Annotated in this window: 22 protein-coding genes; 16 read left to right on the forward strand and 6 right to left on the reverse strand. The window is 73.5% G+C overall.

Features of this window, described 5'->3' with window-relative positions; all coding sequences use genetic code 11:
* A complete protein-coding gene (locus PATMI_RS0114195) occupies positions 1-783 on the reverse strand; it encodes a cysteine hydrolase family protein (protein ID WP_157260775.1) in 783 nt (260 codons plus the stop codon).
* Between the two features lie 204 nt (positions 784-987).
* Between PATMI_RS0114195 and PATMI_RS0114200 the strand changes: the two genes are divergently transcribed.
* From PATMI_RS0114200 to PATMI_RS0114215, 4 genes are all read left to right on the forward strand, one after another.
* Positions 988-2,223 (forward strand): YlbE family protein, encoded by a 1,236-nt coding sequence (locus tag PATMI_RS0114200; protein ID WP_026911369.1) that lies wholly within the window; start codon positions 988-990, stop codon positions 2,221-2,223.
* Between the two features lie 52 nt (positions 2,224-2,275).
* Entirely contained in the window at positions 2,276-3,013 is a 738-nt protein-coding gene (locus tag PATMI_RS30180) for a GntR family transcriptional regulator (RefSeq protein ID WP_051471644.1), read from the forward strand.
* A gap of 226 nt (positions 3,014-3,239) precedes the next feature.
* A complete protein-coding gene (locus PATMI_RS0114210; protein WP_026911370.1) occupies positions 3,240-3,662 on the forward strand; it encodes an SCP2 sterol-binding domain-containing protein in 423 nt (140 codons plus the stop codon).
* Between the two features lie 105 nt (positions 3,663-3,767).
* Positions 3,768-5,060, forward strand: coding sequence for an acyl-CoA dehydrogenase family protein (locus PATMI_RS0114215; RefSeq protein ID WP_084269956.1), 1,293 nt, complete (start codon positions 3,768-3,770; stop codon positions 5,058-5,060).
* Between the two features lie 144 nt (positions 5,061-5,204).
* Here the strand turns inward: PATMI_RS0114215 and PATMI_RS0114220 are convergent, their stop codons facing one another.
* The 3 genes from PATMI_RS0114220 to PATMI_RS34680 form a co-directional block, all read right to left on the reverse strand.
* On the reverse strand, positions 5,205-6,479 hold the full coding sequence (locus PATMI_RS0114220; protein ID WP_036725874.1) for an ammonium transporter: 1,275 nt from the start codon (positions 6,477-6,479) through the stop codon (positions 5,205-5,207).
* Positions 6,479-6,829, reverse strand: a complete 351-nt coding sequence (locus PATMI_RS0114225; protein ID WP_026911373.1) for a P-II family nitrogen regulator — start codon at positions 6,827-6,829, stop codon at positions 6,479-6,481. The genes PATMI_RS0114220 and PATMI_RS0114225 overlap by 1 nt, the downstream gene beginning before the upstream one ends.
* An 88-nt stretch (positions 6,830-6,917) precedes the next feature.
* Positions 6,918-7,553 (reverse strand): TetR/AcrR family transcriptional regulator, encoded by a 636-nt coding sequence (locus tag PATMI_RS34680; protein WP_051471646.1) that lies wholly within the window; start codon positions 7,551-7,553, stop codon positions 6,918-6,920.
* 111 nt (positions 7,554-7,664) lie between these two features.
* Here PATMI_RS34680 and PATMI_RS0114235 point away from each other — a divergent pair, with 111 nt between their 5' ends.
* Positions 7,665-7,922 carry a hypothetical protein gene (locus PATMI_RS0114235; protein ID WP_026911374.1) on the forward strand — a complete coding sequence of 86 codons (258 nt, stop codon included), beginning with the start codon at positions 7,665-7,667 and terminating at the stop codon, positions 7,920-7,922.
* A gap of 185 nt (positions 7,923-8,107) precedes the next feature.
* Here PATMI_RS0114235 and PATMI_RS0114245 read toward each other — a convergent pair whose 3' ends face one another.
* Positions 8,108-9,700 (reverse strand): long-chain-fatty-acid--CoA ligase, encoded by a 1,593-nt coding sequence (locus tag PATMI_RS0114245; RefSeq protein WP_026911375.1) that lies wholly within the window; start codon positions 9,698-9,700, stop codon positions 8,108-8,110.
* 87 nt (positions 9,701-9,787) lie between these two features.
* On the opposite strand from PATMI_RS0114245, the gene PATMI_RS0114250 reads away from it, so the two are divergent.
* The 7 genes from PATMI_RS0114250 to PATMI_RS0114280 all read left to right on the forward strand — a co-directional run bounded on the left by PATMI_RS0114250 (position 9,788) and on the right by PATMI_RS0114280 (position 18,023).
* Positions 9,788-10,165: an FKBP-type peptidyl-prolyl cis-trans isomerase gene (locus tag PATMI_RS0114250; protein ID WP_026911376.1), complete on the forward strand. Its 378-nt coding sequence runs from the start codon at positions 9,788-9,790 to the stop codon at positions 10,163-10,165.
* 262 nt (positions 10,166-10,427) lie between these two features.
* Positions 10,428-11,393 (forward strand): CARDB domain-containing protein, encoded by a 966-nt coding sequence (locus tag PATMI_RS0114255; protein WP_169738375.1) that lies wholly within the window; start codon positions 10,428-10,430, stop codon positions 11,391-11,393.
* Positions 11,394-11,575: 182 nt separating this feature from the next.
* Positions 11,576-12,475, forward strand: coding sequence for a methyltransferase (locus PATMI_RS0114260; RefSeq protein ID WP_026911378.1), 900 nt, complete (start codon positions 11,576-11,578; stop codon positions 12,473-12,475).
* Positions 12,472-13,446 (forward strand): phytanoyl-CoA dioxygenase family protein, encoded by a 975-nt coding sequence (locus PATMI_RS30190; RefSeq protein ID WP_051471648.1) that lies wholly within the window; start codon positions 12,472-12,474, stop codon positions 13,444-13,446. The genes PATMI_RS0114260 and PATMI_RS30190 overlap by 4 nt, the downstream gene beginning before the upstream one ends.
* A complete protein-coding gene (locus PATMI_RS0114270) occupies positions 13,443-14,153 on the forward strand; it encodes a class I SAM-dependent methyltransferase (RefSeq protein ID WP_026911379.1) in 711 nt (236 codons plus the stop codon). Before PATMI_RS30190 ends, PATMI_RS0114270 begins: the two co-directional genes overlap by 4 nt.
* Positions 14,154-14,450: 297 nt before the next feature.
* Positions 14,451-16,514, forward strand: a complete 2,064-nt coding sequence (locus PATMI_RS0114275; protein WP_157260777.1) for a DEAD/DEAH box helicase — start codon at positions 14,451-14,453, stop codon at positions 16,512-16,514.
* Between the two features lie 198 nt (positions 16,515-16,712).
* On the forward strand, positions 16,713-18,023 hold the full coding sequence (locus PATMI_RS0114280) for a hypothetical protein (RefSeq protein WP_026911381.1): 1,311 nt from the start codon (positions 16,713-16,715) through the stop codon (positions 18,021-18,023).
* A 7-nt stretch (positions 18,024-18,030) separates the two neighbouring features.
* Here PATMI_RS0114280 and PATMI_RS30195 read toward each other — a convergent pair whose 3' ends face one another.
* Positions 18,031-18,765 carry a DUF1707 SHOCT-like domain-containing protein gene (locus PATMI_RS30195; protein ID WP_051471650.1) on the reverse strand — a complete coding sequence of 245 codons (735 nt, stop codon included), beginning with the start codon at positions 18,763-18,765 and terminating at the stop codon, positions 18,031-18,033.
* A 224-nt stretch (positions 18,766-18,989) separates the two neighbouring features.
* On the opposite strand from PATMI_RS30195, the gene PATMI_RS38715 reads away from it, so the two are divergent.
* From PATMI_RS38715 to PATMI_RS30215, 4 genes are all read left to right on the forward strand, one after another.
* Positions 18,990-20,564, forward strand: a complete 1,575-nt coding sequence (locus PATMI_RS38715; RefSeq protein WP_051471652.1) for a fatty acid desaturase — start codon at positions 18,990-18,992, stop codon at positions 20,562-20,564.
* A 13-nt stretch (positions 20,565-20,577) separates the two neighbouring features.
* Entirely contained in the window at positions 20,578-21,234 is a 657-nt protein-coding gene (locus PATMI_RS30205) for a TetR/AcrR family transcriptional regulator (protein WP_211241740.1), read from the forward strand.
* On the forward strand, positions 21,227-22,198 hold the full coding sequence (locus PATMI_RS30210) for an alpha/beta fold hydrolase (RefSeq protein ID WP_051471656.1): 972 nt from the start codon (positions 21,227-21,229) through the stop codon (positions 22,196-22,198). Before PATMI_RS30205 ends, PATMI_RS30210 begins: the two co-directional genes overlap by 8 nt.
* 228 nt (positions 22,199-22,426) lie before the next feature.
* Positions 22,427-25,420 carry an alpha/beta fold hydrolase gene (locus PATMI_RS30215; RefSeq protein WP_051471658.1) on the forward strand — a complete coding sequence of 998 codons (2,994 nt, stop codon included), beginning with the start codon at positions 22,427-22,429 and terminating at the stop codon, positions 25,418-25,420.
* Positions 25,421-25,436: the final 16 nt, after the last annotated feature.

The raw sequence follows: 25,436 nt of genomic DNA on the forward strand, positions 1-25,436 counted from the left end.
TCAGACCTCGGTGGTGACGGGTTCGGGGCGGGCGGCCGACGGGGCGGACGCGGTGGCGGCGGCGTCCTGCGGGAGGGCGCCCGGGTCGATCGCAGGCAGGAGCTCGGCTGAGGTCGCCGTCCAGCCGAAGATCCCGTTCTGCGCGGCGATCATCCGGAGCGCGGTCTCGTGGAACTCGGGGACGTAGGAGCCGCAGCCGTCCTCGACGACGAGGCACTCGAAGCCGCGGTCGTTCGCCTCGCGCACGGTGGTGTGCACGCAGACCTCGGTGGTCACGCCGCAGACGAGCAGGTGCGTGATCCCCGCGGTGCGCAGCAGCAGCTCGAAGTCGGTGGCGTAGAACGCCCCCTTCCCGGGCTTGTCGAGGACCGGCTCCCCGGGGATCGGCGCGAGCGCGTCGACGAGGTCGTGGCCCTCCTCGCCGCGCACGAGGACGCGACCACGGGGTCCCTCGTCGCCGATCCTGAGCGTCGGGTTGCCGCGCAAGCGCTTCGACGCGGGCAGGTCGCCCAGGTCGGGGCGGTGCCCCTCGCGGGTGTGCACGACCGTCATCCCGGTGCGGCGTGCGGCGTGCAGCAGGGTCCGGACGGGGGCGACGACGCGGGTCAGCAGCGACACGTCGTTGCCGAGCGACTCCCCGAACCCGCCGGGCTCCAGGAAGTCCCGTTGCATGTCGATGATCACGAGGGCCGTCGAGGCCGGCGCGAAGCGGTAGGGGTACGGGCGGGCGTCGACCTCGCGGGTCGCGTCCGTCACCGTCGGTGTGTGGGAACCCGGGTCCATGCTGTGCCGTCCGTCCGTTGTATGCAATGCGGTCGACCGGACCGCAGCCGACGCCGTCAAGGTACTTCGGGTCCGGCGGGGTGATCGTTGGCCCGATGTCCCCAGAATCACCGGCGTGGACTGCCAGATGTCCAAGTGCTCGCATTGGATGTCTGACCGACGGGCCACCGGTCGGTGGTTGCACGCGGCGGTACGGTGGTCCGCATGTACACGGCATTGCATACACCTGACCCTGCGGTCCGCCGGCTCGCCGCCGCCCGACCGCTGCTCGTCGACGTCGTCCCCGCGCGCGAGCTCGTCCCGCACCTGGCCGCCGGCGGCGTCTCCCACGCCGGTCCGCCCATCGCGAGCACCGACATGTGCGCCCCGATGCGACGGGCCGTGGGCGTCGCGCTCGCGATCGAGGGCGTGGCCGCGACCCCGGAGGAGGCGCTCGAGCTCGTCGATGCCGGGCGGATCCCGCTGCGGACGAACCACGACCTCGGCGGGGTCGGCCCCATGAGCGGCGTCGTCACCGGGTCGATGCCGCTCCTCGTCGCGCGCGACGAGGCGACGGGCACGGTCGCCTGGTGCCCGCTGAACGAGGGCTCCGGCGCGGTCCTGCGGTACGGCGCCGACGGCGAGGAGGTCGTGCGGCGCCTGGAGTGGATGCGCGACGAGCTCGGTCCGGCGCTCGCGGCGGCCCTGCGCGCGCACGGCCCGCTCGACCTCGTCGACCTGCAGGAGCGCGCGCTCCTGCTCGGCGACGAGTGCCACCACCGCACCGACGCCGGGACGGCCCTGGTCGCCGACCTGCTCGGCCCGCATCTGCCGGAGGACGCCCGGGCGTTCGTCGCCGGCAACTCCCAGTTCTTCCTGAACCTCGCGATGGTCGCGGCGAAGCTGGCGACCGTGTGCGCCGAGGGTGTCCCCGGATCCGCGCTCGTCACCGCGATCGCCCGCAACGGCGTCGAGGTCGGCATCCGCCTCTCGGGCACGGGCGACGCGTGGTTCGTCGGGCCGGCGGCGCTGCCCGACCCCGCCCGGCTCGAGCCGGGCCACGGGCCGGCCGACATGAACCCGGACCTCGGGGACTCGGCGATCGTCGAGGTGTACGGGCTGGGGGCGCTGGCGATCGCGAGCTCGCCGCTGTCGGCACCGTCGGTCGGGCTGGACCCGGGGGAGATCGACGCGATCGACGCGCGGCTGCGCGGCATCGCGGCGGCGGACCATCCGCTGCTGCAGCTGCGGCGCACCGACGGCACCTCCGCACCGGCGATCCTCGGGGTCGACGCGCGCGCGGTCGTCGAGCTCGGGATCCGGCCGCCCGTCCACACGGGGATCGCGCACCGCCGCCCCGGCGTGGGGCAGATCGGTGGCGGCGTCACCCATCCGCCGGAGAACGCGTTCCACGCGGCGGTCGCGGCCCTCGACGGGGCGTCCGTGCCGGCGGCGACGTGACCCCGGAGCTCGGGAGATCCGGGCGCGGGATGGACTAGACTCGCCGCCGCACGTGGACGACGAGACGCCAGACCACGCAGGTCCGCGGCGGAGCTCCGGCCGCGGCACCGGCACGTCGGCGCCCCCGCACGCCGAGCGCGTCTACGAGGCCCTCCGCGACGAGCTCCTCCGCGGCGCGCGTCCGGCTGGCGAGCGCCTCGTCGAGCAACGGCTCGCGGAGCAGTACGAGACGAGTCGCACACCGGTGCGCGAGGCCCTCCGCCGGCTCGAGGGCGACGGGCACCTCGTGCGGGACCCCTCCGGCGGCCTGCGCCCGCGGGTGCCCGACGTCCGGTCGATGCAGGAGCTCTACGACGTGCGGCTCGCGCTCGAGGACCTGGTCGTCCGTCGCGCGACGACCGCCGGCGACCCCGCGGTCCTCGCGCGGCTGCGCGGGGAGTGGGAGGCCCTGCGGGACGAGCGGACCGCCGACCCGTCCGTCCCCCCGACGTCGTTCGTCGGGGCCGACGAGGCGTTCCACGCCGGGGTCGCCGAGGCCGGCGGCAACCGCCAGGCCCAGCGCTTCCTCGCCGAGATCACGGCCCGGATCCACGTCCTGCGCGTCCAGGGGTTCACCACCGAGGAGCGCGTCGACACCACGATCGCCGAGCACCTCGAGATCCTGGACGCGATCGACGCGGGCGACCCCGACGTCGCGGCGGCGTTCATGCGCTCGCACATCCAGCGCTACGGCCGCGTCGTCCGCCAGCAGGTGGGCGAGGCCCTGGCGCGGATGTTCGAGGCGCCCTGAGCGGACGCGCGCCACCACCCCGCACGACGGCGCCGGCGCCGTCGTGCGGGGGTCGATCCACCCCCGGGTGATCCTTTCCCCCCCCTATTCGTGACCAAATCCCCATCTAGGGGGGAGGTCGGGCGACGGCCGCCGCCATACGGTCTCCTCACAGTCGAATCGGTACGGACACGCCTCGCCCACGCGGGGCGCCGTCGGTGCCGGGAGCCAACGGAGAGGGACAGCTGTGAGCGACGAGAACGCGTTCAAGGACGCCGACGAGGTCTACAAGTACATCGGCGGCATGTTCGAGACGGCGACCAAGACCCCGGCGTTCATCGAGGAGACGCAGGGCGGGAACCTGGTCATCCTGATCAAGCAGACCAAGCCCGATGCGGCGATCCTCGTCGACTTCCCGAACCAGACCGTCGTCACCGGCGACGAGGCGCTCGCCGGCAAGTCGACCGTGCAGCTCCGGATGTCCTCGGACAACGCGAACAAGTTCTGGCAGGGCAAGCTGAACTTCACGCTCGCCATGGCGCAGCGCAAGGTGAAGCTCGACGGCAAGCGCTCCGTCGCGCTCAAGCTGCTGCCGCTCACCGAGGGCCTCTTCGACTCCTACAAGCAGACGCTGAAGGACGACGGCCGCGAGGACCTGCTCGTCGCCTGACGTCCGCGGCCGCCACCGCGGCCGTACCCCTGATCGTCCGTGCCCCACGTCACGGACGGTGTACCCACCCGCACCCGCACCCGCATCGACGAAGGACCACGAACCATGGCCTCCACCCAGACCGACGACTACCAGGCACCGACCTCCGACAAGTCCTTCGACGCCGCGCTGAGCGACGAGGACTTCGACACGCTCTTCGAGCAGGCCGAGGAGCTCTCCGAGTACTTCCGCGAGATCGGCCCGGAGTACGACAAGAAGAACACCTTCGCGTTCCCGACGATCGAGAAGTACAAGGCGACGGACCTCCTCGCGCTCTCGATCCCGAAGAAGTTCGGTGGCCACGGCGGCAGCCTCCTGCAGACGTCGAAGGTCGTCTCCGAGCTCTCCAAGGGCGACTCGGCGATCACCCTCGCGTACAACATGCACTACATCATGGTCGGCATCGCCGGCGGCCTGATGAGCGACGAGCAGAACGAGTACTGGCTCGGGCGCGTCGTGAAGAACAAGGAGATCATGTTCGGGCCGTTCTCCGAGAAGCGCGCCGGCTTCTCGGGCCTGGCGGACATGAAGGCCATCCCGCAGGAGGGTGGTGGCTGGAAGATCTACGGCACCAAGACGTGGGGCACGCTCTGCGACGCCGCGTCGATCATCACGACCAACGCGACGATCACGGACAAGGACGGCAACCTGCCGGACACGTTCGAGGAGCGCGTCGCCGCGGAGTCGTTCTTCATCGCCGACTTCGAGTTCGACAAGGACACGCTGCAGGGCGACGGCTTCCACGTCGAGCGCACCTGGGACTCCCTGGGCATGCACGCCACGGGCACGCACACGATCGTGTTCGACGGCTTCTTCGTCCCGGAGTCGGGCTTCATCTGCGAGTGGCGCTCGGGCGCCTTCGGCGTCCTCGAGTGGGCGTCCCTGATGTTCGCCTCGATCTACCTGGGCATGCAGTCGCGCGTCCTCGAGGAGTCGATCAAGGTCCTCTCGAAGAAGACCCTCGGCGCGGTCTTCGGCGCGACAGTCGCCTCCGACGTCAAGGTCTCCGGCGTCGGCCACATCATCGACGGCGTCGGTGACATGGCCTCCCGCTACGAGATCTGTCGCAGGACGCTCTACCGCACCTGCGAGGAGGTCACGCTCGGCCTCGACGACAACTGGCCGATGGAGCTCCGCTTCCCGTACATCGGGCTGGCCAAGACCTTCATCGCCGAGAACGTCATGGAGATGACGAAGCACGCGATGTCGATGGTCGGCGGCATGTCGTTCCGCCGCGGCATGATCTTCGAGCGCCTGTACCGCGACTCGGCCGCGTCGCTGTTCCAGCCGCTCAACGGCGACCAGGGCCGCACCTACATCGGCGAGTACCTGCTCGCTCCGGAGGAGCTCGAGGACTGAGCCCCGCCGCTCCGGCGGCACCGCAGGGCCCGACGGCCCCGTCCTCCTCGGAGGGCGGGGCCGTCGTCGTTCCTCAGCGGACCGTCACCGTGGCGCCGGAGGAACCCGGGGCACGCACCGCGGGTGCGGCGCGCGCCCCGTGGGTCAGACGCGGGGGCTGCGCCCGACGCCGGAGCCCACGCCGATGAGGATCGCGCCCTCGCCCGAGGCGTAGGCCTCCTCGCCGTGGTGCGTGAGGTCCATGCCGAGGGCCTCCTCGGACTCCGGCCCGCGGAGGGCCATGACGAGGCCGAGGCCCTTCAGCAGGAGGAACGTCACGCCGAACGCGTACGCCGGGCCGGCGAGGACGGCGACGACCTGCGACCAGAGCTGGCCCGCGTCGCCGTAGAGGAGGCCGTTGCCGGCACCGTCGTTCCAGCTCTGCTGCGCGACGAAGCCGATCGCGAGCGTGCCGGTCAGGCCGGCGACGCCGTGGGCGCTCAGCACGTCGAGGGTCTCGTCGACCCGCGTGCGGGGCCGCCAGAGGATCGCGAAGTAGCACGGGAACGCGGCGACGGCGCCGACCGCGAGGGCCCAGCCCGGGCTGACGTACCCGCCGGCGGGGGTGATCGCGACGCATCCGACGACGACCGCGGTGGCCGCGCCGATCGCCGTCGCCTGGCGTCCACGGACGAGGTCGATGAGGATCCAGACCACGAGCGTCGCGGCCGGCGCGAGCAGCGTGTTGACGAACGCCAGGACCCCGGGCTTGCCGATGCCGAAGCCGCTGCCGCCGTTGAAGCCGAACCAGCCGAACCACAGCAGGCCGGCGCCGACGAGCACGTACATGGCGTTGTGGGGGACGAGCGCCTGCCGGCCGTAGTCCTTGCGGGCGCGGACGACCAGCGCGGCCGCCAGCGCCGAGAACCCGGAGCCCATCTCGACGGCCACGCCGCCGGCGAAGTCGAGCGTCCCCTGCTGCATGAGCCAGCCGCCGCCGAACGCCCAGTGCGCGAGCACCGCGTAGACGAGGACGGACCACACGGCGGAGAAGAGCAGGAACGGCACGAACCGCATGCGCTCGACGACGGCACCGGCGACGAGGGCCACGGTGATGATGCAGAATGTCGCCTGGAAGGCGAAGAAGACGATCTCCGGGATCTTCGTGCCGGGGTGCGGTTCGAACGTGATGCCGCGCATGAACGCGTGGTCGAGTCCGCCGAGGAACTTGGCGGTGCCGTCGAACGCCAGCGAGTAGCCGACGACCGCCCAGGTGACCATCGCGACGCCGATCGCCGCGAGGCACATCATGAACGTGTTCAGCGTGTTCTTCTCGCGGACGAGGCCCGCGTAGAAGAGCCCCAGCGCCGGCGTCATCAGGAGGACGAGCGCCGTCGCGACGAGCATCCAGGCGGTGTCGCCCGTGTCGATGCCGGGCATCAGGTCGTCGGGCTCACGGCGTTGACGTCCCGCTCGCCGGTGCGGATGCGGACCGCCTCGGCGAGGTCGTGGACGAAGACCTTGCCGTCGCCGACCTCGCCGGTCCGCGCGGCGGCGCAGATCGCCTCGATCGTGCGCTCCACCGCGTCGTCGGAGACGGCGACCTCGAAGCGGACCTTGTCCTCGAGGCCCATCTTGACCTGGGTGCCCCGGTAGGTCTCGACGCGGTCGAGCTCTCCTCCGTGGCCCTGGATCCGGCTGATCGAGACGCCCCGGATCTCGGCGCGGTACAGCGCCTCGAGCACGTCGTTGGTCTTCTCCGGCCGGACGATGCCGATCACGAGTTTCACGCGCGGGACACTAGCTCCCGAGCGCGGCGTCCGGCGGTCCGGCGTCGGCTCCGGCGGACGGCGTCGACCCGGTCGTGGCGCGTCGCCGCTACTCGCCGGTCGTGACGCTCGGGGCCAGCAGAGGGGTGGACACCAGGAGCTCCTTGAGCTGCGCGACGTGCCGGTCGAGCATCGGGCCGTCGCCCTGGATCACCCACTTCAGCAGCATCCCCCGCAGGATCGCGAAGACGAACTCGGAGGCCGTGTCGAGGTCGACGTCCGAGAGCTCCCGCGCCTGCGGGTGGTGGTCGAGGAGGAAGTTCCGGATCAGGCTGACGTACAGGGCGTCGAGCTCGTCGAGGGCCTCGCTCGTGGCGGCGACGCGCTGTCCGCCGGTCAGCGCGAAGTACGCGGGGACGAGCGCCGGCTCCGCGGTCACGGCGGTCCAGAGGGCGTCGACCCACGCGGACGCCGCGTCCTCGGGCGACGCGTCGTCGTCGGCGGCCTCGGTCAGGTTGCGGGCGATCCGCTCGCCGATGCGCTGGACGACGCGCGTCAGCAGGCCGTCCCGCGACCCGAAGTAGTAGGCGATCATCCGCTTGGCCATCCCGGCCTCGTCGGCGATGCGGCCCACGGACGCGCGCCCCACGCCGTCCCGCGCGAGGACCCGCGTGGCGGCCTCGAGGAGCCGGGCGGCGCCGGCCTCGCCCTTGGTCGTCGAGCCGGGTGATGCGTGGACGGGCACGGGCGCCAGCCTAGATCATCCGTCCCGCGCCCTAGCGGCCTGATGCGGCGCGGCGCGTCCGTGACCGCGGACACGGAGGATCCGTCCGCACCGCGATCTACATTGCACGCAATGCGCAGGAACGGCGAACGACTCCGCGTCGGCGACCGCGTCCACCTCCCGCACCGGGAGGTCCACGGCGTCGTGGTCGAGGACCTCGGCCGGCAGGTCGCCCGCATGTTCCGCGACGGCGTGCTCGAGGTCCACGAGGTCGCGCGCTTCTGCGTGCGGCTCGACTGCGGCCGACGGGTCGTCGTCAACGACCGCGCGGGGCAGGTCGTGCGGGTGCCGCAGCCGCGTCCGCTGGGGACGCCCGCCCCGGCGCGCTGACGGTCCGCGTCCGGGCGCGGTTCAGCCGAGCACGCCCGCGACGTGCAGGACGACGGCGGCGACCACGACCAGCCAGCCGGCGCCCATGCCGACGGTGACGCGCTCGATCGGCGTCCACTTCCGCGGGTGTCTCATGCGAGGGGATACGACGCGGGGGCCGCAGGAGACGCCCACGACCCCGCCGCTCACCGCGGGATCTCGGCGTAGAGGTCCGCGTGGGCGTCGCGGACGACGTGCTTCTGGACCTTGCCCGTGGACGTCTTCGGCAGGGCGTCGACGACGACCACGGCCTTCGGCACCTTGTAGGCGTCCAGGTGCTCGCGCATCGCCGTCCGGATCGCCTCGGGGTCGAGCTCGGCGCCGGGCGACGGGACGACGAACGCGGTGATCGCCTCGCTCCAGTGCGCGTGGGGGAGCCCGACGACCACGGCCTCCGACACCCCGGGTTCCGCGGCGTAGAGCGCCTTCTCGACCTCGATCGACGCCACGTTCTCGCCGCCGGACTTGATGACGTCCTTCGAGCGGTCCGTGAACCACAGGAGGCCCTCGTCGTCGAGGCGCCCGACGTCGCCGGAGTGGAACCAGCCGTGCGCGAACGCGGCCTCGGTGGCCTCCGCGTTGCCGAGGTAGCCGGTCATCGTGTGCGGGCCGCGGTAGACGATCTCGCCGGTCTCCCCCCGCGGGAGGATCGTGCCGTCCTCGCCCATGATCTCGACGTGGACGTTGGCGACCGGCGTGCCCGCCGCGCCGGGGTGCGAGAGCTGGTGCTCCGGGCGGAAGATCGTGGTGGTCGGGCTCATCTCGGTCTGCCCGAAGAGGAGGTAGAAGCCGCAGCCGAAGACGTCGAGGCAGCGCCTCAGCGTCTCCTGCGGCATCGGCGCCATCGCGTAGAGCGCGCGGCGCAGCGTCGAGAGGTCGCGGTCCCCGACCGTCGGGTGGTCGAGCATCGCCCGGTACATCATCGGCAGGCCGAAGATCTGCGTCAGGCCCTCCGCCTCGATCAGCCCGAGGAGGACCTCGGCGTCGAAGCCGCGCAGGACGTGCAGCGACGCGCCGACCATCACCGCCGTCGTGCAGTGGCAGTTCAGCTGCGCCGTGTGGAACATCGGCATCATCGCGGCGAAGCGGTCGTCGCCCCGGAACTGGCCCTCGATCGCCATCGTCATCGACTCGAGGTACACCGCGGCGTGGTTGCCGATCACGCCCTTCGGGGCCGAGGTCGTCCCGCTCGTGTAGAGGTAGGTCAGCGGGTCGCGGTCGCCGATCAGGTGCTCGGGCTCGGCCGCGTCGTCGTGCGCGGCGAGCGCCGTGAAGGGCTCGGTCGGGCGCTCCGCCACGTCGCCGGCGTGGTCCCCGACGACGACCACGCGGGTGACGTCGTCGGCGTCCGCGAGCGACGGGGCGATCACGTCGATGAGCCCGGCCTCGACGACGAGCGCCTTCGCCGCCGAGTCCGCGAGGACGTGGGCGACCTCGTGCGGCCGCCAGCCGAGGTTGATCGGCACGCAGACCAGGCCGGTCTTCGCGCACGCGTAGTAGGTGACGAGGAACTCGGTGCTGTTGCCCGACGCCAGCGCGACCGCGTCGCCGTGCTCCAGGCCGCGCGCCGACAGGGCGTTGGCCACGCGGTTGACGAGCGCGTTGAGCTCCACGTACGTCAGGCGTCGGTCGCCCTCGACGACGGCCTCGGCGGACGGGGTCCGCGACGCGCTGCGGGTGAGGCTGTCCCCGACGTTGATGCGGTGGATCAGGTTGTCGGTCAGCGGGTCGACGGGCATGGGGCACTCCGGGACGGGGGTCGGACCGATCATAGGCAGGGCGGCGCGCCACGCGGGACCGGTGCGAGCGCCGGTAGCGTCCGGGGCATGAGCACCTCCGAGAAGCCCGTCGTCGAGATCCCCGACGGCTCCCCGTCCTTCCAGCTCGAGCTCGAGGACCTCGTCGTCGGCGACGGCGCCGAGGCCCAGGCCGGCCACACCGTCGAGGTCCACTACGTGGGCGTCGCGTGGTCCGACAAGCAGCAGTTCGACGCGTCCTGGGACCGCGGGCAGACCTTCAAGTTCGGCCTCGGCAAGGGCATGGTCATCCAGGGCTGGGACCAGGGCGTCGCCGGCATGAAGATCGGCGGCCGCCGCCGCATCACGATCCCGCCGATGCTCGGCTACGGCAAGCGTGGCGCGCCGGGCGCGATCAAGCCCGACGAGACGCTGGTCTTCGTCGTGGATCTCATCGGCGTCCGTTAGGGAGGGGGCCGGGCCCCTCCCCGAGCGTTCCGGGGCCGGAGCGTGTCGGACTTCGGCGGGGCTCGGGGCACCCGGAGGGGGCCGGGCCACAGATGCGGCCCATTATCGGCAGCTGCGGACCGGACCATGAGTCTCGCCCGGCCTCTTCGTCGCCGGGTGCGAGCGGCCGTCCGACATGCGTCCACCGACCGCAGCGGGGACGCCCTCCGAGCGGTTACGGTGCACACCCCGCGTCGCCTCGCGGGCGAGAACGAGGAGCACCATGCGCAGAGGTTTGTTCGTCGCGGGCGTCACGGCCGGCGTCCTGGGGGCCGGTGGAGCAGCGACCGCTTCCGCGACCCCGTTGCCGATCACGGTGGACTTCACGGCCGGCACCGTGAAGGTGGGCGATCTCGCGAAGACCACCCAGACGGAGACGTCGCACCTCGTCGGGACGATCGAGACCGACACGCTCGTCGCGACCTTCCCGGCCTCGGGCGTCACGTTCGGGAAGACGACGGTGGGCACTCTGAGCGTCACGCCGAAGGCCACCGGGACGATCACGGGCCGCCCGAACGCCGCCACAGGCACGCTGGACCTCAGCGGCACCGTCTCGTACGCGATCCAGGGCGACCTCGGGGCGTGCACGATCGCGCCGACGGCGCCGATCACCCTTGCCGGGTCGGGCATCAAGCCGGCCGACGGTGCCTACGGTGCCGCCGGCTCGGGCTCGAACGCGGTCGTCGGGATCCCGAGCGCCGGATGCGTGCCGTACCTCGCGTCGGCCGGCCCGCTGACGTCCACCGCGTTGTCCTATTCCGGCAAGCTCGCGATCCCGGGCGTCATCCCAACGCCGAGCTCGGTCGCCGTGATCACCCCGCCGTCGACCCCGTCGACCCCCGCCACGCCGACGACGCCCACCCCGGCGGCGAAGGGCGCGCTGAGCCTCACCGTCTCCAAGCCCGCCACCGTCAGGCGCGGGAAGAGCACCGTCACGAAGGTCGTGCTCACGAACACCGGTGCGGGGACCGCTCGCTCGGTGACGGTGAAGCTCGCCGCCTCCGGCAAGGGCGTGACGCCGCGCTCGAAGACCGCCACGTACGCGACGATTGCTGCGGGCAAGTCCCGCACGATCAACGTCCGCCTGCGGACCACGAAGAAGACGGCGAAGAGCTCGGCGATCAACGTCACGGCGAAGGGCGCCGGTGGGCTGTCTGCCTCGAAGTCCACCACGCTGCGCCTGCGCTGAGCGGTCTCCGACGGGCCGGCGAATGTCGTCCCGCATGCCCCGTGCGCCGGCGGACGTCGCCCGTCGCAGAGGAGCCCACCCCGTCCGAGGTGATCCGGCAGGGCTCGTCGCGAGGGCCCCGATGTGGAACACGTCGTCCCGCATCGAGCAACCGGTCGGTCGGTCTCGACGTATCACCGTGGATGCCCCCGAACCAGGCCCCCGCCGACACCGCCGCCCGCAGCCTCGCCCACTGGAGCGAGGACGGCCGGCGCACCATGGAGGCCTTCTACGCCCTGGCGCGACTCGACTACCGCCTGCTGGCCGCCGAGCTCGACTACCCGGCGCTGCTCCGCGGTGTCGCCGACCGGGCCGGCGACCGCCCCCTAACGCTCCTGGACGTCGCCTGCGGCTCGGGCAAGTTCCCCGAGACCCTGCTGTCCGACACCGGTGTCGCGTCGCTCGCCGACGAGGGCCTGCGGATCGACTACGACCTGCTCGACCCCGCGCCCTTCTCGATCGTGGAGGCGGCCGCCGTCCTGCGCCCGCCGTTCCAAGAAGCCGCCCGGCACGAGGTGACGCTCGAGGGCCTCGACCCCGCCGTCGGCCCGTTCGACGTCGTCTGGGCCACCCACGCGCTCTACGCCCTCGAGCCCGCGCGCATCGAGGATGCCGCCCGGCGCTTCGTCGCCGCCCTCGCGCCCCACGGCGTCGGGCTGCTCGCCCAGGGCACCCACGACGGCCACTACCTCGCGTTCTACCGCGCCTTCCTCGAGGGCGTCCGGGGAGGGCAGGGCACGGAGTACGTCTCGTGCGAGCGGTTCACCGACGCGCTGCGCGAGGCCGGCGCGGGGGCCACCCACGAGGTCGACGTCCGCCGGCTCTCCTACGAGCACGTCGTGGCCGACGACGACCGCGACGTCCTCGAGGGGTTCCTTCAGCGCTGCGCCTTCGACGACACCGTCTCGCTCGAGGAGATGCGCGCCGCGCCGGTCCTCGGCGACTACCTCGCCTCCTGCCACGACGCCGACGCCGGCGTCCACCGCTTCCGCCAGGAGGTCGACCTCGTCCTCCTCACCCCGAACGACGGGACGTCCGCATGAGCACGCAGGACAGCCGCATCCTCACCGCCGAGCACGCCCGCGAGTCCGGGGTCGACAAGCCCTGGGAGGAGAGCAACGGCGCCTGGTGGGACTGGTACCTGTCGCTCGCCGCCGACGACGGCACGCCGCAGGAGCTCGTCGAGGTTGACCCGCCCGCGGCCGTCGACCCGCTGCCGCTCGCCGAGCTCGAGGAGGAGCTCCGGACGCCCTACGCCCTGACGGACGCGCAGCGCGACGGGTTCCGCCGGAACGGCTACGCGAAGCTCCAGCGGGTCCTCAGCCCGGGAGCGCTGGCGGCCGGCCGGCTCGAGGTCGAGCGGCTCGCCGCCGCGGGCGACGGCCCCGGCGCCTCGGGCTTCCTGAGCCTCGACATGATGTGGCAGGGCGACTCCGAGGTGCTTCGCCTGTTCGCGCTCTCGCCGCGTCTCGGCCGCCTCGCCGCCGACCTGCTCGGCGTCGACGACGCCCGGATCTACCACGACAACGTCCTGTCGAAGCAGCCCGGCTGTGGACGGACGCCGTGGCACTTCGATGCCCACCACTTCCCGATCGCGTCGAAGGACATCGTCACGAGCTGGATCCCGCTGCAGGCGATCCCGGCCCCGATGGGCCCCTTGGCGTTCGCCGCCGGCGCGGAGACCTGGCGGGTCGCGGAGGGCGTCGACTTCGACAGCGCCGGCGACTCCTACGACCGCGGCGTGGCCGAGGCGTTCGCCGCCGAGGGCGTCGAGGTCGACGACACGCCCTTCGAGCTCGGCGAGGTCTCCTTCCACCACGCCTGGTGCTTCCACTTCGCACGCGGCAACCGCACGACCCAGCCGCGCCAGGTGATGGCGACGACGTACTTCGCCGACGGCGCGAAGCTCGTCGACCAGCCGACGATGGTCTCCGGCGACTACGAGCAGTTCCTCCCCGGCGCACGTCCCGGTGAGCGGATCGACACGCCGCTGAACCCGATCGTGTCGCGGTGACCCCGGTGGCGGACGGCACGGACGGGGTCTCCCCGTCCCCGCAAGCCGGCACGGGGACGACCGCCGTGGCCACCGCCGCGGCGGGCGGCACGCCGGTGGCGGAGCCCGGCGTCGCCTACTGGCGCGACCGGGCACGCGAGCTCGGCGCCCGCGCCGTCGTCAACCTCGACCACCCCGCCGAGGACGACCTCGACGCCGTCTCCGCCGGGCACCGCGCGGCGCTCTACCCGCTGTTCTCGAAAGCCCTCCACGGCTCGGAGCGCTCCGTCCTCGACCTCGGCTGCGGCGTCGGGCGGTTCACGTCCGACCTCGCGGCGCTGGTCGGCGGCCGTGCGATCGGGGTGGACCCGGTGGCCGAGCTCCTCGCGATGGCGCCCGCCGACGAGCGCGTCGACTATCGCCTGCTGGAGGGCGACACCCTCCCGCTGGCCGACGACGAGGTCGACGTGGTCTTCACGTCGCTCGTCCTCGGCGGGATCCCGGGGGAGGCGCTGACGCGGACGGTCGCCGAGCTGCACCGGGTGCTGCGGCCCGGCGGTCTCGTGTTCCTGTCGGAGTCGGTGGCCGACCGTCCCGAGCCCGGGCACTGGGCGGCCCGGACGCCGGCCGACTACGTGGTGCTGGTGCCGTGGGCGGGGCTCCGCGAGATCGGGCGCTTCGACGACGCGGGCGACGGGATCGCCGTGCTGGCGGGGCGCGCGGAGTGACGTCGCGGCCGGGGGCGTAGGGCTTCGACGCGGGACCCGTCGGTCACGGCGGCCGCGTCCGTCGCCCGTGCCGCGGCAGGGCCGTCCGGTTCTGCCTGCCGCGCACACATGGTCCCACGGGCGTCTGTCACAGTCCTAATTCGCCGCGCTGCGTCGCGGTCCGTGATCGGAGCCACCGGCTCCCGTCGTACCCAAGGTTTCGACCTCCGTGGGACAGGGCATCACCCGGAGCGCCACAACGCGCCTCCGAAAATGCCGGATCTTCGTGGACGAGACCGCTCTTCCCCGAAGGACCACATGAGCGCATCCGCTCCGGACGGCCAGGCCGTCACCGCTGCACCCACGACCGAGGTCACGGTCGACCCGACCGACGCCGTCGTCGCCCCGGAGTCGTCCGTGGCCGTCGCCGAGCGCGACGAGGACACCACCGTCGCCGTCGACGACGCGGCCACCGTCGCCGCCGACCCGACGGCCGACGCCGCCGACCACGTCGCCGACACCGCGGTCGCCGCGCCCGTCGCCGACGCCGCCCCGGCCGAGGCGACCCCCGTCGCCGTGTCGGAGCCCACCCCCGAGTCGGCGGCCGCCGACGCCCAGGAGCCGCTCACCACCGGCTCGAAGCCCGATCCGCGGACGCGCGATCGCCCGAAGCAGGAGACGCCCGTGAGCACCGACGAGACCACCGTCACCTTCGCCGACCTCGAGCTGCACCCGGAGCTCCTGAAGGCCCTGACCGGCCTGGGGTACGAGGAGCCGACCCCGATCCAGCGCGAGACGATCCGTCCGCTGATCGAGGGCAAGGACGTCCTCGGTCAGGCCGCGACCGGCACCGGCAAGACCGCCGCGTTCGCGCTGCCGATGCTCCACACGTTCGGGCACTCCAGCCAGAGCAAGGCCCCGCGCGGCCTCGTCCTCGTCCCGACCCGCGAGCTCGCCACCCAGGTCGCCGAGGCCTTCTGGTCCTACGGCAAGGGCCTCGGCATCAAGGTCCTCGCGGTCTACGGCGGCGAGCCGATCGTCAAGCAGCTGAAGACGCTGCACCGCGGCGTCGACGTCGTCGTCGCGACCCCGGGCCGCGCGAAGGACCTCATCGACCGCGGGGCCCTTCAGCTCGGCGAGATCCGGATGGTCGTCCTCGACGAGGCCGACGAGATGCTCGACATGGGCTTCCAGGACGACATCGAGACGATCCTCGGCGCCACGCCGAACGAGCGCCAGACCGTCCTCTTCTCCGCCACGATGCCCTCGCGCATCGACCGCCTCGCGCGAAAGCACCAGAACGGCGCCGTCCGCATCCAGGTCGCACGCGAGACCACGCCCGACGGCGAGGCCCCGAAGGTCCGCCAGGCCGCCTACGTCGTCGCGCGGCACCACAAGGCCACGGCCCTCTGCCGCGTGCTGGACCAGGAGCAGCCGAAGGCGGCCATCGTCTTCTGCCGCACGCGCGCCGAGGTCGACGAGGTCGCCCAGACGCTGAACGGCCGCGGCTACACCGCCGAGGCCCTGCACGGCGGCATGGACCAGACCCAGCGCTCGCGCACGATCGACCGCCTGAAGAACGGCTCGACGCAGCTGATCGTCGCCACCGACGTCGCGGCCCGCGGCCTCGACATCGACAACCTCACGCACGTCGTCAACTACGACGTCCCGTCCGCCCCCGAGGCGTACGTCCACCGGATCGGCCGCGTCGGCCGTGCGGGCCGCGAGGGCGTCGCGATCACGTTTGCCCAGCCGCGCGAGCACCGCAACCTGAAGAACATCGAGCGGCTCACGCGCCAGCAGATCACCATCGCGCACGTGCCGACGGTCGCCGACCTCCGGGCCAAGCGGCTCGACGAGACGAAGACGGCGCTGCGCGAGAGCCTCGCCCAGCCCGGCGACCTCACCGAGCTGCGAGCCGTGATCGACTCGCTGTCCGGCGAGTTCGACGTCGCCGACGTCGCCGCCGCCGCCCTGAAGCTCGCCCACGCCGCGCTCAGCGGCCCCGTGGACGAGGAGGACATCCCGCAGGTCGCCGCCGGCAGGTCGAAGGAGCACCGCGGCAGCGGGTTCCGCGAGGGCTCGCGTCGCGACCCGCGCGGAGAGGGGGGCTCGGGCAACCGCCGCGAGCGCCGCGGCTCCGGCGTCGGCACGACGCGCATCTTCGTCGGCGCCGGCCGCGAGGCCCGCATGCGCCCGCAGGACCTCGTGGGCGCGATCGCCGGCGAGTCGCAGCTCTCGGGCCGCGACATCGGCGCGATCCAGATCAACGAGCGGTTCTCGCTCGTCGAGGTCCCGGACGCCGCCGCCGATGGCGTCATCGAGGCGCTCCGCGCGACGACGATCAAGGGCCGCAAGCCCAAGATCCGCCGCGAGGTCTGATCGGCCGGCGGGCCACGCGGGCCGCCCCCGCGTGGTCCGCCGAGGGTCAAGACGGTTGGTGCGTACAATCGATCGGCGGGGTCTGGCGACCGGCCGGTCCTGTGCCTTTCCACGGGGGACGGTGCCGCAGGCGACGTCGCCGATCGGTGAGGATCACCACCATGCGCGTGTCCATCGTCCCATCACCACGTCCCTGAAGTGCGTCGTATCGTCCGAGACTCCTGGGCGTGGCGCGGCGGCCTCGCCGCCGACGAGGTGACCTACGAGCCGGTGCTCGCCGACGCGACGGCCGGACCGCTGACCGGGCCGCCCGTCGAGCACTGGCCGGTGCTCACGTCCCAGCTCGAGGCGGCGTGGAGCATCCCCGACGCCGAGCGGCTCGGGATCCACACGCTCGCCGGCCCGGCGGCCGCGCACCTCGCGCTGACGGCCCGGACGGGCGGCGTCCACGCGACGCTCCCCGCGCGGCTGCCGGAGCTCGTCCCGGTCTTCGAGGAGATCCGTGGGGGCGACGACGCGGTCCCCGTGTGGGACGAGGCGCTGGACCTGCTCGAGGCCGGCGGGGTGATCGAGCGCACCGCGACGCGACTGGCGCTGCTGCGCCCACCCGCGCCGTCGGTCGAGCGGATGGTCCTGATGCGCGACGTCCTGGACGACCACGAGCACCGGCATCCCGACGATCCGGTGACGAACCGCCTGCTCCGGGCGGTCTGGAAGCAGACCTACGCCGGCATCGGGGTCGCCGGGTTCCGCGGCCTCTCCGCGGCCGGGCGCCTGCGGGTCGTGGTCCGCGAGCCCGCCGCGGACGAGCCCCCGCCGGACCCGTTCTTCGAGGTCGGGCAGGCGTCCCTGCCGGAGTTCCGCAACGAGCCCGGCGCCGTCCTCGACCACGGCTTCCCCGAGCGGTCGTGGGTCGCGCTCGCCCAGATCGTCCCGGGGCCGCAGGGCACCTCCTCGCCGCTCTGGGGCACCGCCCCGGAGGTCCTCGCCGTCCTGCTCGGCGCCGGCCGCGGGTTCAACGCGGTCCGGCGGGCCCTGCGGGGCACGGTCGTCTGGCTGCTGCTCGCGCGGTGGTCCGGCGGACGCACGGGGCTCGTCGAGACGTCGACCTCGACGGTGGCCCGCGCACTGGCCGAGGTGCTCGGGCTGAAGACCGACGCCGACCACCGCAAGCTCTCTCGGGCGCTGCTCGCGGATCTCGAGCGCACCGGGCTCGCGCGGTCGGTCGACGGGCCGGTGCAGGGCGTCGAGCTGCTGTCGGTGCCCGCACCGGACCGCGCGACGGTCCGCCACGCGCTGGCGCAATGGATGGCGTGGCGGGTCTCGGCGGCGTCCGAGGAGCCGCTCGAGGGCACGCTGCGGATCTCGGCCGAGCACCGCGAGCGGTTCGTCCGCGGTCCGTGGGCCGAGGCCTTCACGGAGCGCCGGATCTCGGCGCTCGTCGTGCCGGGCGACCCGGAGCATGGCGGGCCGTCGCCGGCGCGTCCGCTCGCCGCCGGCGTCGGCTGATCGGCGGCTACCCGCCGCGCCCGAGTCGCTCGCGGTCCCGTCGTTCGAGCTCCCGGCGCTCCCGCCGGGACCGCTTCGGCCCCCGCTCGACGTTGGAGCCGCCCATGACGGACACGAGGTGCAGGTGCAGCGTCGGGCCGCCCGGGTCCGGCTGCGCGTGCCCGACCCGGACGTCGTTGCCGCCCATGAACCCGAAGTCGGAGACGACGACGTTCATGTGCTCCGGCACCCGGATCTCGGCGCCGCCCATGACGCAGACGACGCGCAGGTGCACGTCCTGGTCGTCGAACTCCACGTGCGTGAGGTCGAGCTCGCTGCCGCCCATGAGCGAGAGCGAGGTGCAGCGCCGGCCCAGGCGCCACACGCCGGCGCGCTCGACCCCGCTCATGATCGCCACCAGCCAGCGGGAACCCCCGTCGCCGCCGCGGACGGCGACGCGGCCCGGAGCGGGGTCCGCGCCCGCGGCGACGCTGTGCGTCCCGGCCGGGACGAGGTCGGCGACCAGCGCGTCGAGGTCGTCGCGCGTGACCGCGGCGTAGGCGGCGTCGAGGCGCCCGTCGAGCTCGTCGACGGTCAGCCGCCCGTCGCCGCCGGCGTCGCGCAGCACGGTGGCCGTGCGTTCGCGGTCCGCGTCCGACGCCCGGAGGGCCGGGGACGACCGGTGCGCGGGCGGGGTGGGGGCGCCGGGGGTCTCCCGGTCCTCCGGGGGAGCGGGGGCGGGGTCCGGCTCGGGGGCGGCCATGCGCAGGACGCTACCGCCGGGCGGTCCCCGGATCGACCGCGGGTCCGGCCGGGGCGCATCGTCCCCCGCCGGTCCTCGGCCACGGTCCGCCCGGTCCTGCGGCGCGTGTGCCGTGCGTCCGGTTCTGGACATCGGGCACGATCCTGCCCACGCGATGGACACATGCGCTATGTTCTGTCCAAGCACTTGACATCCAGTGCGTCGTTGTACAAAGGAGGAGCACGATGGGTACCGCAGCGATCCCCGGACCCCACGGCGCCGCAGGCGACGGGGCCGACGACCACCACGACCACGGGCACAGCCATGGGGGCGGCGACGCTCCCGAGGTCACGCCCGCGTCCTGGACCGACGGCAAGCGCTACGCGTGGCTGCTCGGGCTGATCGTCCCGATCTCGCCGTTCATCGCCTACGGGCTCGTCGAGGCCACCGGTCTCGGCGTCCTCTGGTGGCTCGGGCCGCTCCTCGTGTTCGCGCTGATGCCGGTCCTCGACACCCTGATCGGCACCGACGCCGAGAACCCGCCGGACCGCGTCCTGGCCTGGCTGGAGCAGGACCGCTACTACCGCTGGTGCACGTACCTCTACGTGCCGCTCCAGTACGCCTCGCTCGTGTTCGCGTGCGTCATGTGGGCGTCGGGCGACCTCTCCGTCGTCGAGTCGATCGGCCTGGCCGCGACCGTCGGCTGCGTCTCGGGCTTCGCGATCAATGCCGCCCACGAGCTCGGGCACAAGCGCGACGCCGCCGAGAAGTGGCTGTCGAAGATCGCCCTGGCGCAGACCGGCTACGGCCACTTCTTCGTCGAGCACAACCGCGGCCACCACGTCCGCGTCGCCACGCCGGAGGACCCCGCCAGCTCGCGCCTCGGTCAGAGCTTCTGGGTCTTCCTCCCGCGCACCGTCTACGGCAGCGCGACGTCGTCCTGGCACCTCGAGCGCGAGCGGTTCCGCCGGCTCGGCACGAGTCCGTGGACGTTCCGGAACGACCTGCTCAACGCCTGGGCGATGACCGTCGTCGGCTTCGTCGTGCTCGTCGCCGCGTTCGGCGTCGACGTCGTGCCGTACCTGCTGCTGCAGGGCGTCATCGGGTTCTCGCTGCTCGAGATCGTCAACTACCTCGAGCACTACGGGCTCGTCCGACAGCAGAAGGAGGACGGCCGGTACGAGCGCACGCGTCCCGAGCACTCGTGGAACAGCAACAACGTCGCCTCGAACGTCTTCCTCTTCCACCTCCAGCGCCACAGCGACCACCACGCGCACCCGACCCGCCGCTACCAGGCATTGCGCCACTTCGAGGAGGCCCCGCAGCTGCCCTCCGGCTACGCGACGATGATCCTGCTGGCGCTCTTCCCGCCGATCTGGCGCCGCGTCATGGACCACCGCGTCCTCGCGCACTACGGCGGCGACGTCACCCGCGCGAACATCCACCCGCGCCGCCGGGGGCACGTCCTCGCGAAGTACGGCCCCGGCACGAAGCCGGCCGAGGAGGGCGCCCGCGTCTTCGCCGTCCGCGAGGCCGCCGACGAGCGCGCCCGACTGCAGGCCGAGGCCGAGGCCGCGGCGGCCGCCGCCCAGGCCGAGGTCGTCGCCGACGCCTACTCGTGCCCGATCTGCGACTACGTGTACGAGGTCGCCGCCGGCGACCCCCGCAACGGCGTCCCGGCGGGCACCGCGTGGAGCGGCGTCCCGGACGACTGGAACTGCCCGGAGTGCGGCGTGCGCGACAAGGCCGACTTCGTCCCCGTCACCGACGGCCGCACCGCCGTGGCCGCCGGCGGGGCATCGCGGACGCAGGACGACTAGCGTCGTGCGCTCCGTGCTGCACCCCGACCCCCGGACCACCTCCACCGACGCCCGCACGACCGACGAGCCGACCTTCGCGGACGCGTCGCGGTCGCTACTGCGCCGGACGCTGCTCGAGGCCGCGCGCGACCTCGCCGCGGACCGGCCCTGGCGGTCGGTCACGATGGCCGCGATCGCGTCGCGGGCCGGCGTCTCCCGGCAGACGGTCTACAACGAGTTCGGATCCCGCCCGCAGCTCACCGAGGCGCTCGTCATGCACGAGCTCGAGGAGTTCCTGGCGGCGATCGAGGGTGCGATCCGGAGCCGCGCGGACGACCCCGCCGCGGCGCTCACGGCCGCGCTCGGCGTGTTCCTCCAGGCGGCGGCCGAGGACGCGCTCGTCGCCGCCGTGATCCGGGAGGACGGCCGGGACGACCTGCTCCCGCTCGTGACCTCCGAGGGGCGTCCGCTGCTCGAGTTCGGTGGCGCCCGGCTCGCGTCGATCATGCGCGAGACCTGGCCCGTCCTCCCCGGACCGGAGGCCGCGTTCCTGGCCGGCACCGTGATGCGGCTCGGTCTCAGCTACGTCGTCCTGCCGGTGCCGGACGACGAGCGGGACGCCACCGCGTCCGGGGTCGCCGAGCTCGTCCGCCCGTACGTCGCGATGCTCCTGGAGCGCCACGGTGCCTGAGTCCCGCGAGATCCGCCGGTCCGTCGTCCGCACCTCCGACGGCGTCGGCCTCGCCGTCCGCGAGCACGGCGACCCCGCGGACCCGACCGTCGTCCTCGTCCACGGCTACCCGGACACCCAGGAGCTGTGGACCGCCGTCGTCGACCTGCTCGCGGACGACCACCACGTCGTCACCTACGACGTCCGCGGCGCGGGGGAGAGCACGGCGCCCGGCGGGCTCTCCGGCTACGCGATGACCCGCCTCTCCGACGACCTGCTCGCGGTCGTCGAGTCGACCACGACGGACGACCGGGGCGTGCACCTCGTCGGGCACGACTGGGGCTCGATCCAGAGCTGGGAGTCCGCCGCACGGCCGGCGACCGCCGCGCGACTCCGGTCCTTCACGGCGATCGCGGGCCCGAGCCTCGACCTCACGGCGCACAAGGCCCGGAAGGGCGGTCCCGTCGACGGGCTCCGGCAGCTCGTGAAGTCCTGGTACATCCTCGCGTTCCACCTACCGCTCGCCGCGCCGCTGGCCTGGCGCGCCGGCCTCGGTCGCCGCTGGGCGCGGACGTTCCAGCGGACGGAGGGCACGCCCCCGCCGGCGGGCCATCCGGCGCCCACGATCACGACCGATGGCGTCCAGGGCATCGGGCTCTACCGTCGCAACATGCTCGACCGGCTCCTGCGGCCCCGGTACGACCGGGTCGAGGTCCCGCTCGTCCAGGTCGGCATCACGCTCCGCGACGCCTTCATCGACCCGGCGACGTACGACGACCTGCCGGGCCGGATGCCGGAGCTGTGGGTCCGCCGCGCCGCCGCGACGCACTGGATCCCGGTGCTGCGCCCGGACGTCGTCGCCGGGTGGATCCGCGACGCGGTGGACGCGACCGAACGTGGCGGCGACGCCCCGACCGACGCCGAGATCCACCGGGAGGGCGACCCGCCCGCGGCCGACCGGCGGCCACGGACGGCGACGCGCTGAAGCGCCGATCCCGCCGCGCGCTCCGTCGCCCGACGGGCCGCCACGCCCCGCCGGGGCCGACGGCGTACGCTCCTACCGCCGGTAGGGCCGCGCGGGTACGATCGACGCGACCCGGCACCGGCGGAGGATCGCGCCGCGGATGAGGACGAGCATGCAGCCAGAAGCCACGCCACCCACGACTCCCGGGGCGCTGCCTAGGCCGGCCCGCACGAGCACCCGGGCGGACGCATGAGGCTCCTCCCGAGGGCCGTCGCGCGCCGGACGAACCACATCACGTCGGTCGCCCAGAACGCGATGGAGGTGCTGCTCCTCGGCGGACTGGAGACCGGCGACGAGCCCGCGCCGTTCGAGGTCGTGACCGAGCAACGCGTCTACCGCCTGCGCCGGTACTTCGCCGAGACCCTGGCAGCGGACGCCGATCGTCCCGTCGTCCTGCTGGTCCCGCCGATGATGCTGGCGACGGAGATCTACGACGTCTCGCCCACGTCGAGCGCGGTCACCGAGCTCGAGCGCCAGGGCATGGCGCCGTGGGTCGTCGACTTCGGCGCCCCGGAGCACGAGGAGGGCGGCCTCGAGCGCACCCTGACCGACCACGTGCTCGCGGTCTCCGACGCCATCGACCGGATCCGCGCGATCACCGGCCGCGACGTCCACCTGACGGGCTACAGCCAGGGCGGCATGTTCTGCTATCAGGCGGCGGCGTTCCGGCGCAGCGAGGGGATCGCCAGCCTCGTCACGTTCGGCAGTCCCGTGGACTTCACGACGCTCCCGCTCGGGATCCCGGAGCGCTTCGCGTCGAGCGCCGCCAACGTGCTCGCCGACCACGTGTTCGCCGAGCGTGCGCTGCCCGGCTGGGCGAGCGCGGCGGCCTTCCGCGCGCTCGATCCGATCAAGACGATGCGTCAGCGCGTCGACTTCCTGCGGCGGCTCGGCGACCGGGAGGGGCTGCTCCCGCGCGAGGGCCAGCGGCGCTTCCTGCAGGGCGAGGGCTTCGTCGCGTGGTCCGGGCCCGCGATCGCCGAGGTGCTGCGGCAGTTCGTCGCGCACAACCGGATGATCTCCGGCGGGTTCGTGATCGAGGACCGCCTCGTCACGCTGGCCGACCTCACGTGCCCGATCCTCGCGTTCACCGGTGACTTCGACACGATCGCCCGCCCCGAGTCCGTGCGGGCGATCCAGCGCGCGACGCCGCGGACGACCTCCTGGGAGGTCTCGGTCCCGACCGGGCACTTCGGGATGGTCGTCGGGTCCTCGGCGGGGGAGACGACGTGGCCGACCGTCGGCCGCTGGACCCGCTGGGTCGAGGCCGGGGACGACGCCGTCGCCCCGCCGCCCGAGAACATGGCGCGGATCGTCGACGACGCCCCGCGCGAGCTGCCGTCCGGCCCGACGATCGGGGCCAGCGTCGAGCTCGCCGCCACGACCGGGGCCGGCGTCGCCCGCTCCGTCGTGCGCAGCGCCCGCCGCTCCGGCCGCAACATGCTGGGGCTCGCCAACGAGGCCGCCGCGCAGCTCCCGCGGATCTTCCGGCTGGAGCAGATCCAGCCGAGCACGCGCATGTCGCTCGGACTGCTGCTGGACGAGCAGGCGCGCCGGGCGCCCGACGGCGTGCTCTTCCTCTTCGAGGACCGCGCGATCACGCACGCCGCGGCGAAGCACCGCATCGACTCGATCGTCCGCGGCCTGATCAGCCTCGGGGTGCGCCAGGGCCAGCACATCGGGCTCGTGATGGAGACCCGGCCGTCCGGGCTCGCGGCCGTCGCGGCGCTCAGCCGCCTCGGCGCGGTCGCGGTCCTGATGCGCCCCGACGGCGACCTCGCCCGCGAGGCCGAGCTCGGGCAGGTCGAGGCCGTCATCGCCGACCCGGAGCTCGCGGCCGGCGCGGCCGAGGCGCTCGGCGTCGACGTCTTCGTCCTCGGCGGTGGTGCCGACCCGCGCGACCTCGGGCCGGGCGTCACCGACATGGAGCGCATCGACCCCGACGCCGTCCAGGTGCCCGCGTGGTACCGGCCGAACGCGGGGCGCGCCGTCGACGTCGCCTTCGTCGTCTTCTCCGGCGAGGGGCGCAGCACCCGCGCCAAGCGGATCACGAACCACCGCTGGGCGCTCTCCGCGTTCGGCACGGCGACCGCCGCGTCGCTCTCGCCGACCGACACGGTCTACGCGGTCACGCCGCTCCACCACCCGTCGGGGCTCCTCACGTCCGTCGGCGGCGCGGTCGCCTCCGGCGCCCGGATCGCGCTGGCCCGCGACTTCGACACCACGACGTTCTGGGACGAGGTCCGGCGCTACGGCGTGACGGTGGTCTCGTACACGTGGACGCTGCTCCACGACCTTGTCGAAGCACCGTCGCACCCCGCCGAGGCCCACAACCCCGTCCGGCTGTTCATCGGCTCCGGCATGCCGCGCGGCCTGTGGCTGCGGGTCCTCGACCGCTTCGGGTCGGGCGGCGGGTCGGGCGCGCGGGCGCGCGTCCTCGAGTTCTACGCCTCGACCGAGGGCGACGCCGTGCTCGCGAACGTGTCGTCGCGGCCGGGATCCAAGGGCCGCAGGCTGCCGGGCAGCGCCGAGATCCGGCTCGCCCGGTGGGACGCCGAGGCCGGTACCCTGCTCGAGGGCGCGGACGGCTTCGTCCTGCCCGCGGAGGACGGCGAGGTCGGCATGCTCCTGGCCCGCGTCCGCAGCGCCGTCGAGGTCGCCCCGGGCGCCCCGCTGCGCGGCGTCTTCGCGCGGGGGGACGCCTGGCACGTGACCGGGGACCTCTTCCGCGCCGACGAGCGCGGCGACCTCTGGCTCGTCGACCACGCCCAGGCCGCGATCCACACGGCCGGCGGCATCGTCTACGCGTTCCCGATCCACGACGCGCTCGGCGGCGTGCCGGCCGTCGACCTGTCCGTCGTCTACGGCGTGGACGGCCCCGGCGGCACCGTCCTCGCGATCACCGTCGTGACGGTCCGGGACGGCCACGAGCTTCGCCCGTCCGACCTGACGGCGGCGCTCTCGACGCTCGAGGCCGGGTGCCGTCCCGACGTCGTGCACGTCGTCGACGAGATCCCGGTCACGACGTGGTACCGGCCGATGACGGGGGACCTCCGGGCCGCGGGCGTGCCGAAGGTCCGGCGGCCGGCCCGCGCCTGGGCGCTGGACCGCACGACCGACGCGTACGTGCCGTTGACGGCGGCGGTCCGCAAGCGGCTCGCGTCGCCGGCCCCGGTGGCCTGACGCTGGACGCGTGCGA

Origin of the sequence: Patulibacter minatonensis DSM 18081, from assembly GCF_000519325.1 — a bacterium.
GTDB lineage: Bacteria > Actinomycetota > Thermoleophilia > Solirubrobacterales > Solirubrobacteraceae > Patulibacter > Patulibacter minatonensis.

Bases quoted from the DNA above. Each gene is read 5' to 3' on its own strand.
- PATMI_RS0114195 (WP_157260775.1), bottom strand. From the start codon at position 783: ATGGACCCGGGTTCCCACACACCGACGGTGACGGACGCGACCCGCGAG.
- PATMI_RS0114200 (WP_026911369.1), top strand. From the start codon at position 988: ATGTACACGGCATTGCATACACCTGACCCTGCGGTCCGCCGGCTCGCC.
- PATMI_RS0114215 (WP_084269956.1), top strand. From the start codon at position 3,768: ATGGCCTCCACCCAGACCGACGACTACCAGGCACCGACCTCCGACAAG.
- PATMI_RS0114220 (WP_036725874.1), bottom strand. From the start codon at position 6,479: ATGCCCGGCATCGACACGGGCGACACCGCCTGGATGCTCGTCGCGACG.
- PATMI_RS0114235 (WP_026911374.1), top strand. From the start codon at position 7,665: ATGCGCAGGAACGGCGAACGACTCCGCGTCGGCGACCGCGTCCACCTC.
- PATMI_RS0114245 (WP_026911375.1), bottom strand. From the start codon at position 9,700: ATGCCCGTCGACCCGCTGACCGACAACCTGATCCACCGCATCAACGTC.
- PATMI_RS0114250 (WP_026911376.1), top strand. From the start codon at position 9,788: ATGAGCACCTCCGAGAAGCCCGTCGTCGAGATCCCCGACGGCTCCCCG.
- PATMI_RS0114255 (WP_169738375.1), top strand. From the start codon at position 10,428: ATGCGCAGAGGTTTGTTCGTCGCGGGCGTCACGGCCGGCGTCCTGGGG.
- PATMI_RS0114260 (WP_026911378.1), top strand. From the start codon at position 11,576: ATGCCCCCGAACCAGGCCCCCGCCGACACCGCCGCCCGCAGCCTCGCC.
- PATMI_RS30190 (WP_051471648.1), top strand. From the start codon at position 12,472: ATGAGCACGCAGGACAGCCGCATCCTCACCGCCGAGCACGCCCGCGAG.
- PATMI_RS0114275 (WP_157260777.1), top strand. From the start codon at position 14,451: ATGAGCGCATCCGCTCCGGACGGCCAGGCCGTCACCGCTGCACCCACG.
- PATMI_RS30195 (WP_051471650.1), bottom strand. From the start codon at position 18,765: ATGGCCGCCCCCGAGCCGGACCCCGCCCCCGCTCCCCCGGAGGACCGG.
- PATMI_RS38715 (WP_051471652.1), top strand. From the start codon at position 18,990: ATGGGTACCGCAGCGATCCCCGGACCCCACGGCGCCGCAGGCGACGGG.
- PATMI_RS30215 (WP_051471658.1), top strand. From the start codon at position 22,427: ATGAGGCTCCTCCCGAGGGCCGTCGCGCGCCGGACGAACCACATCACG.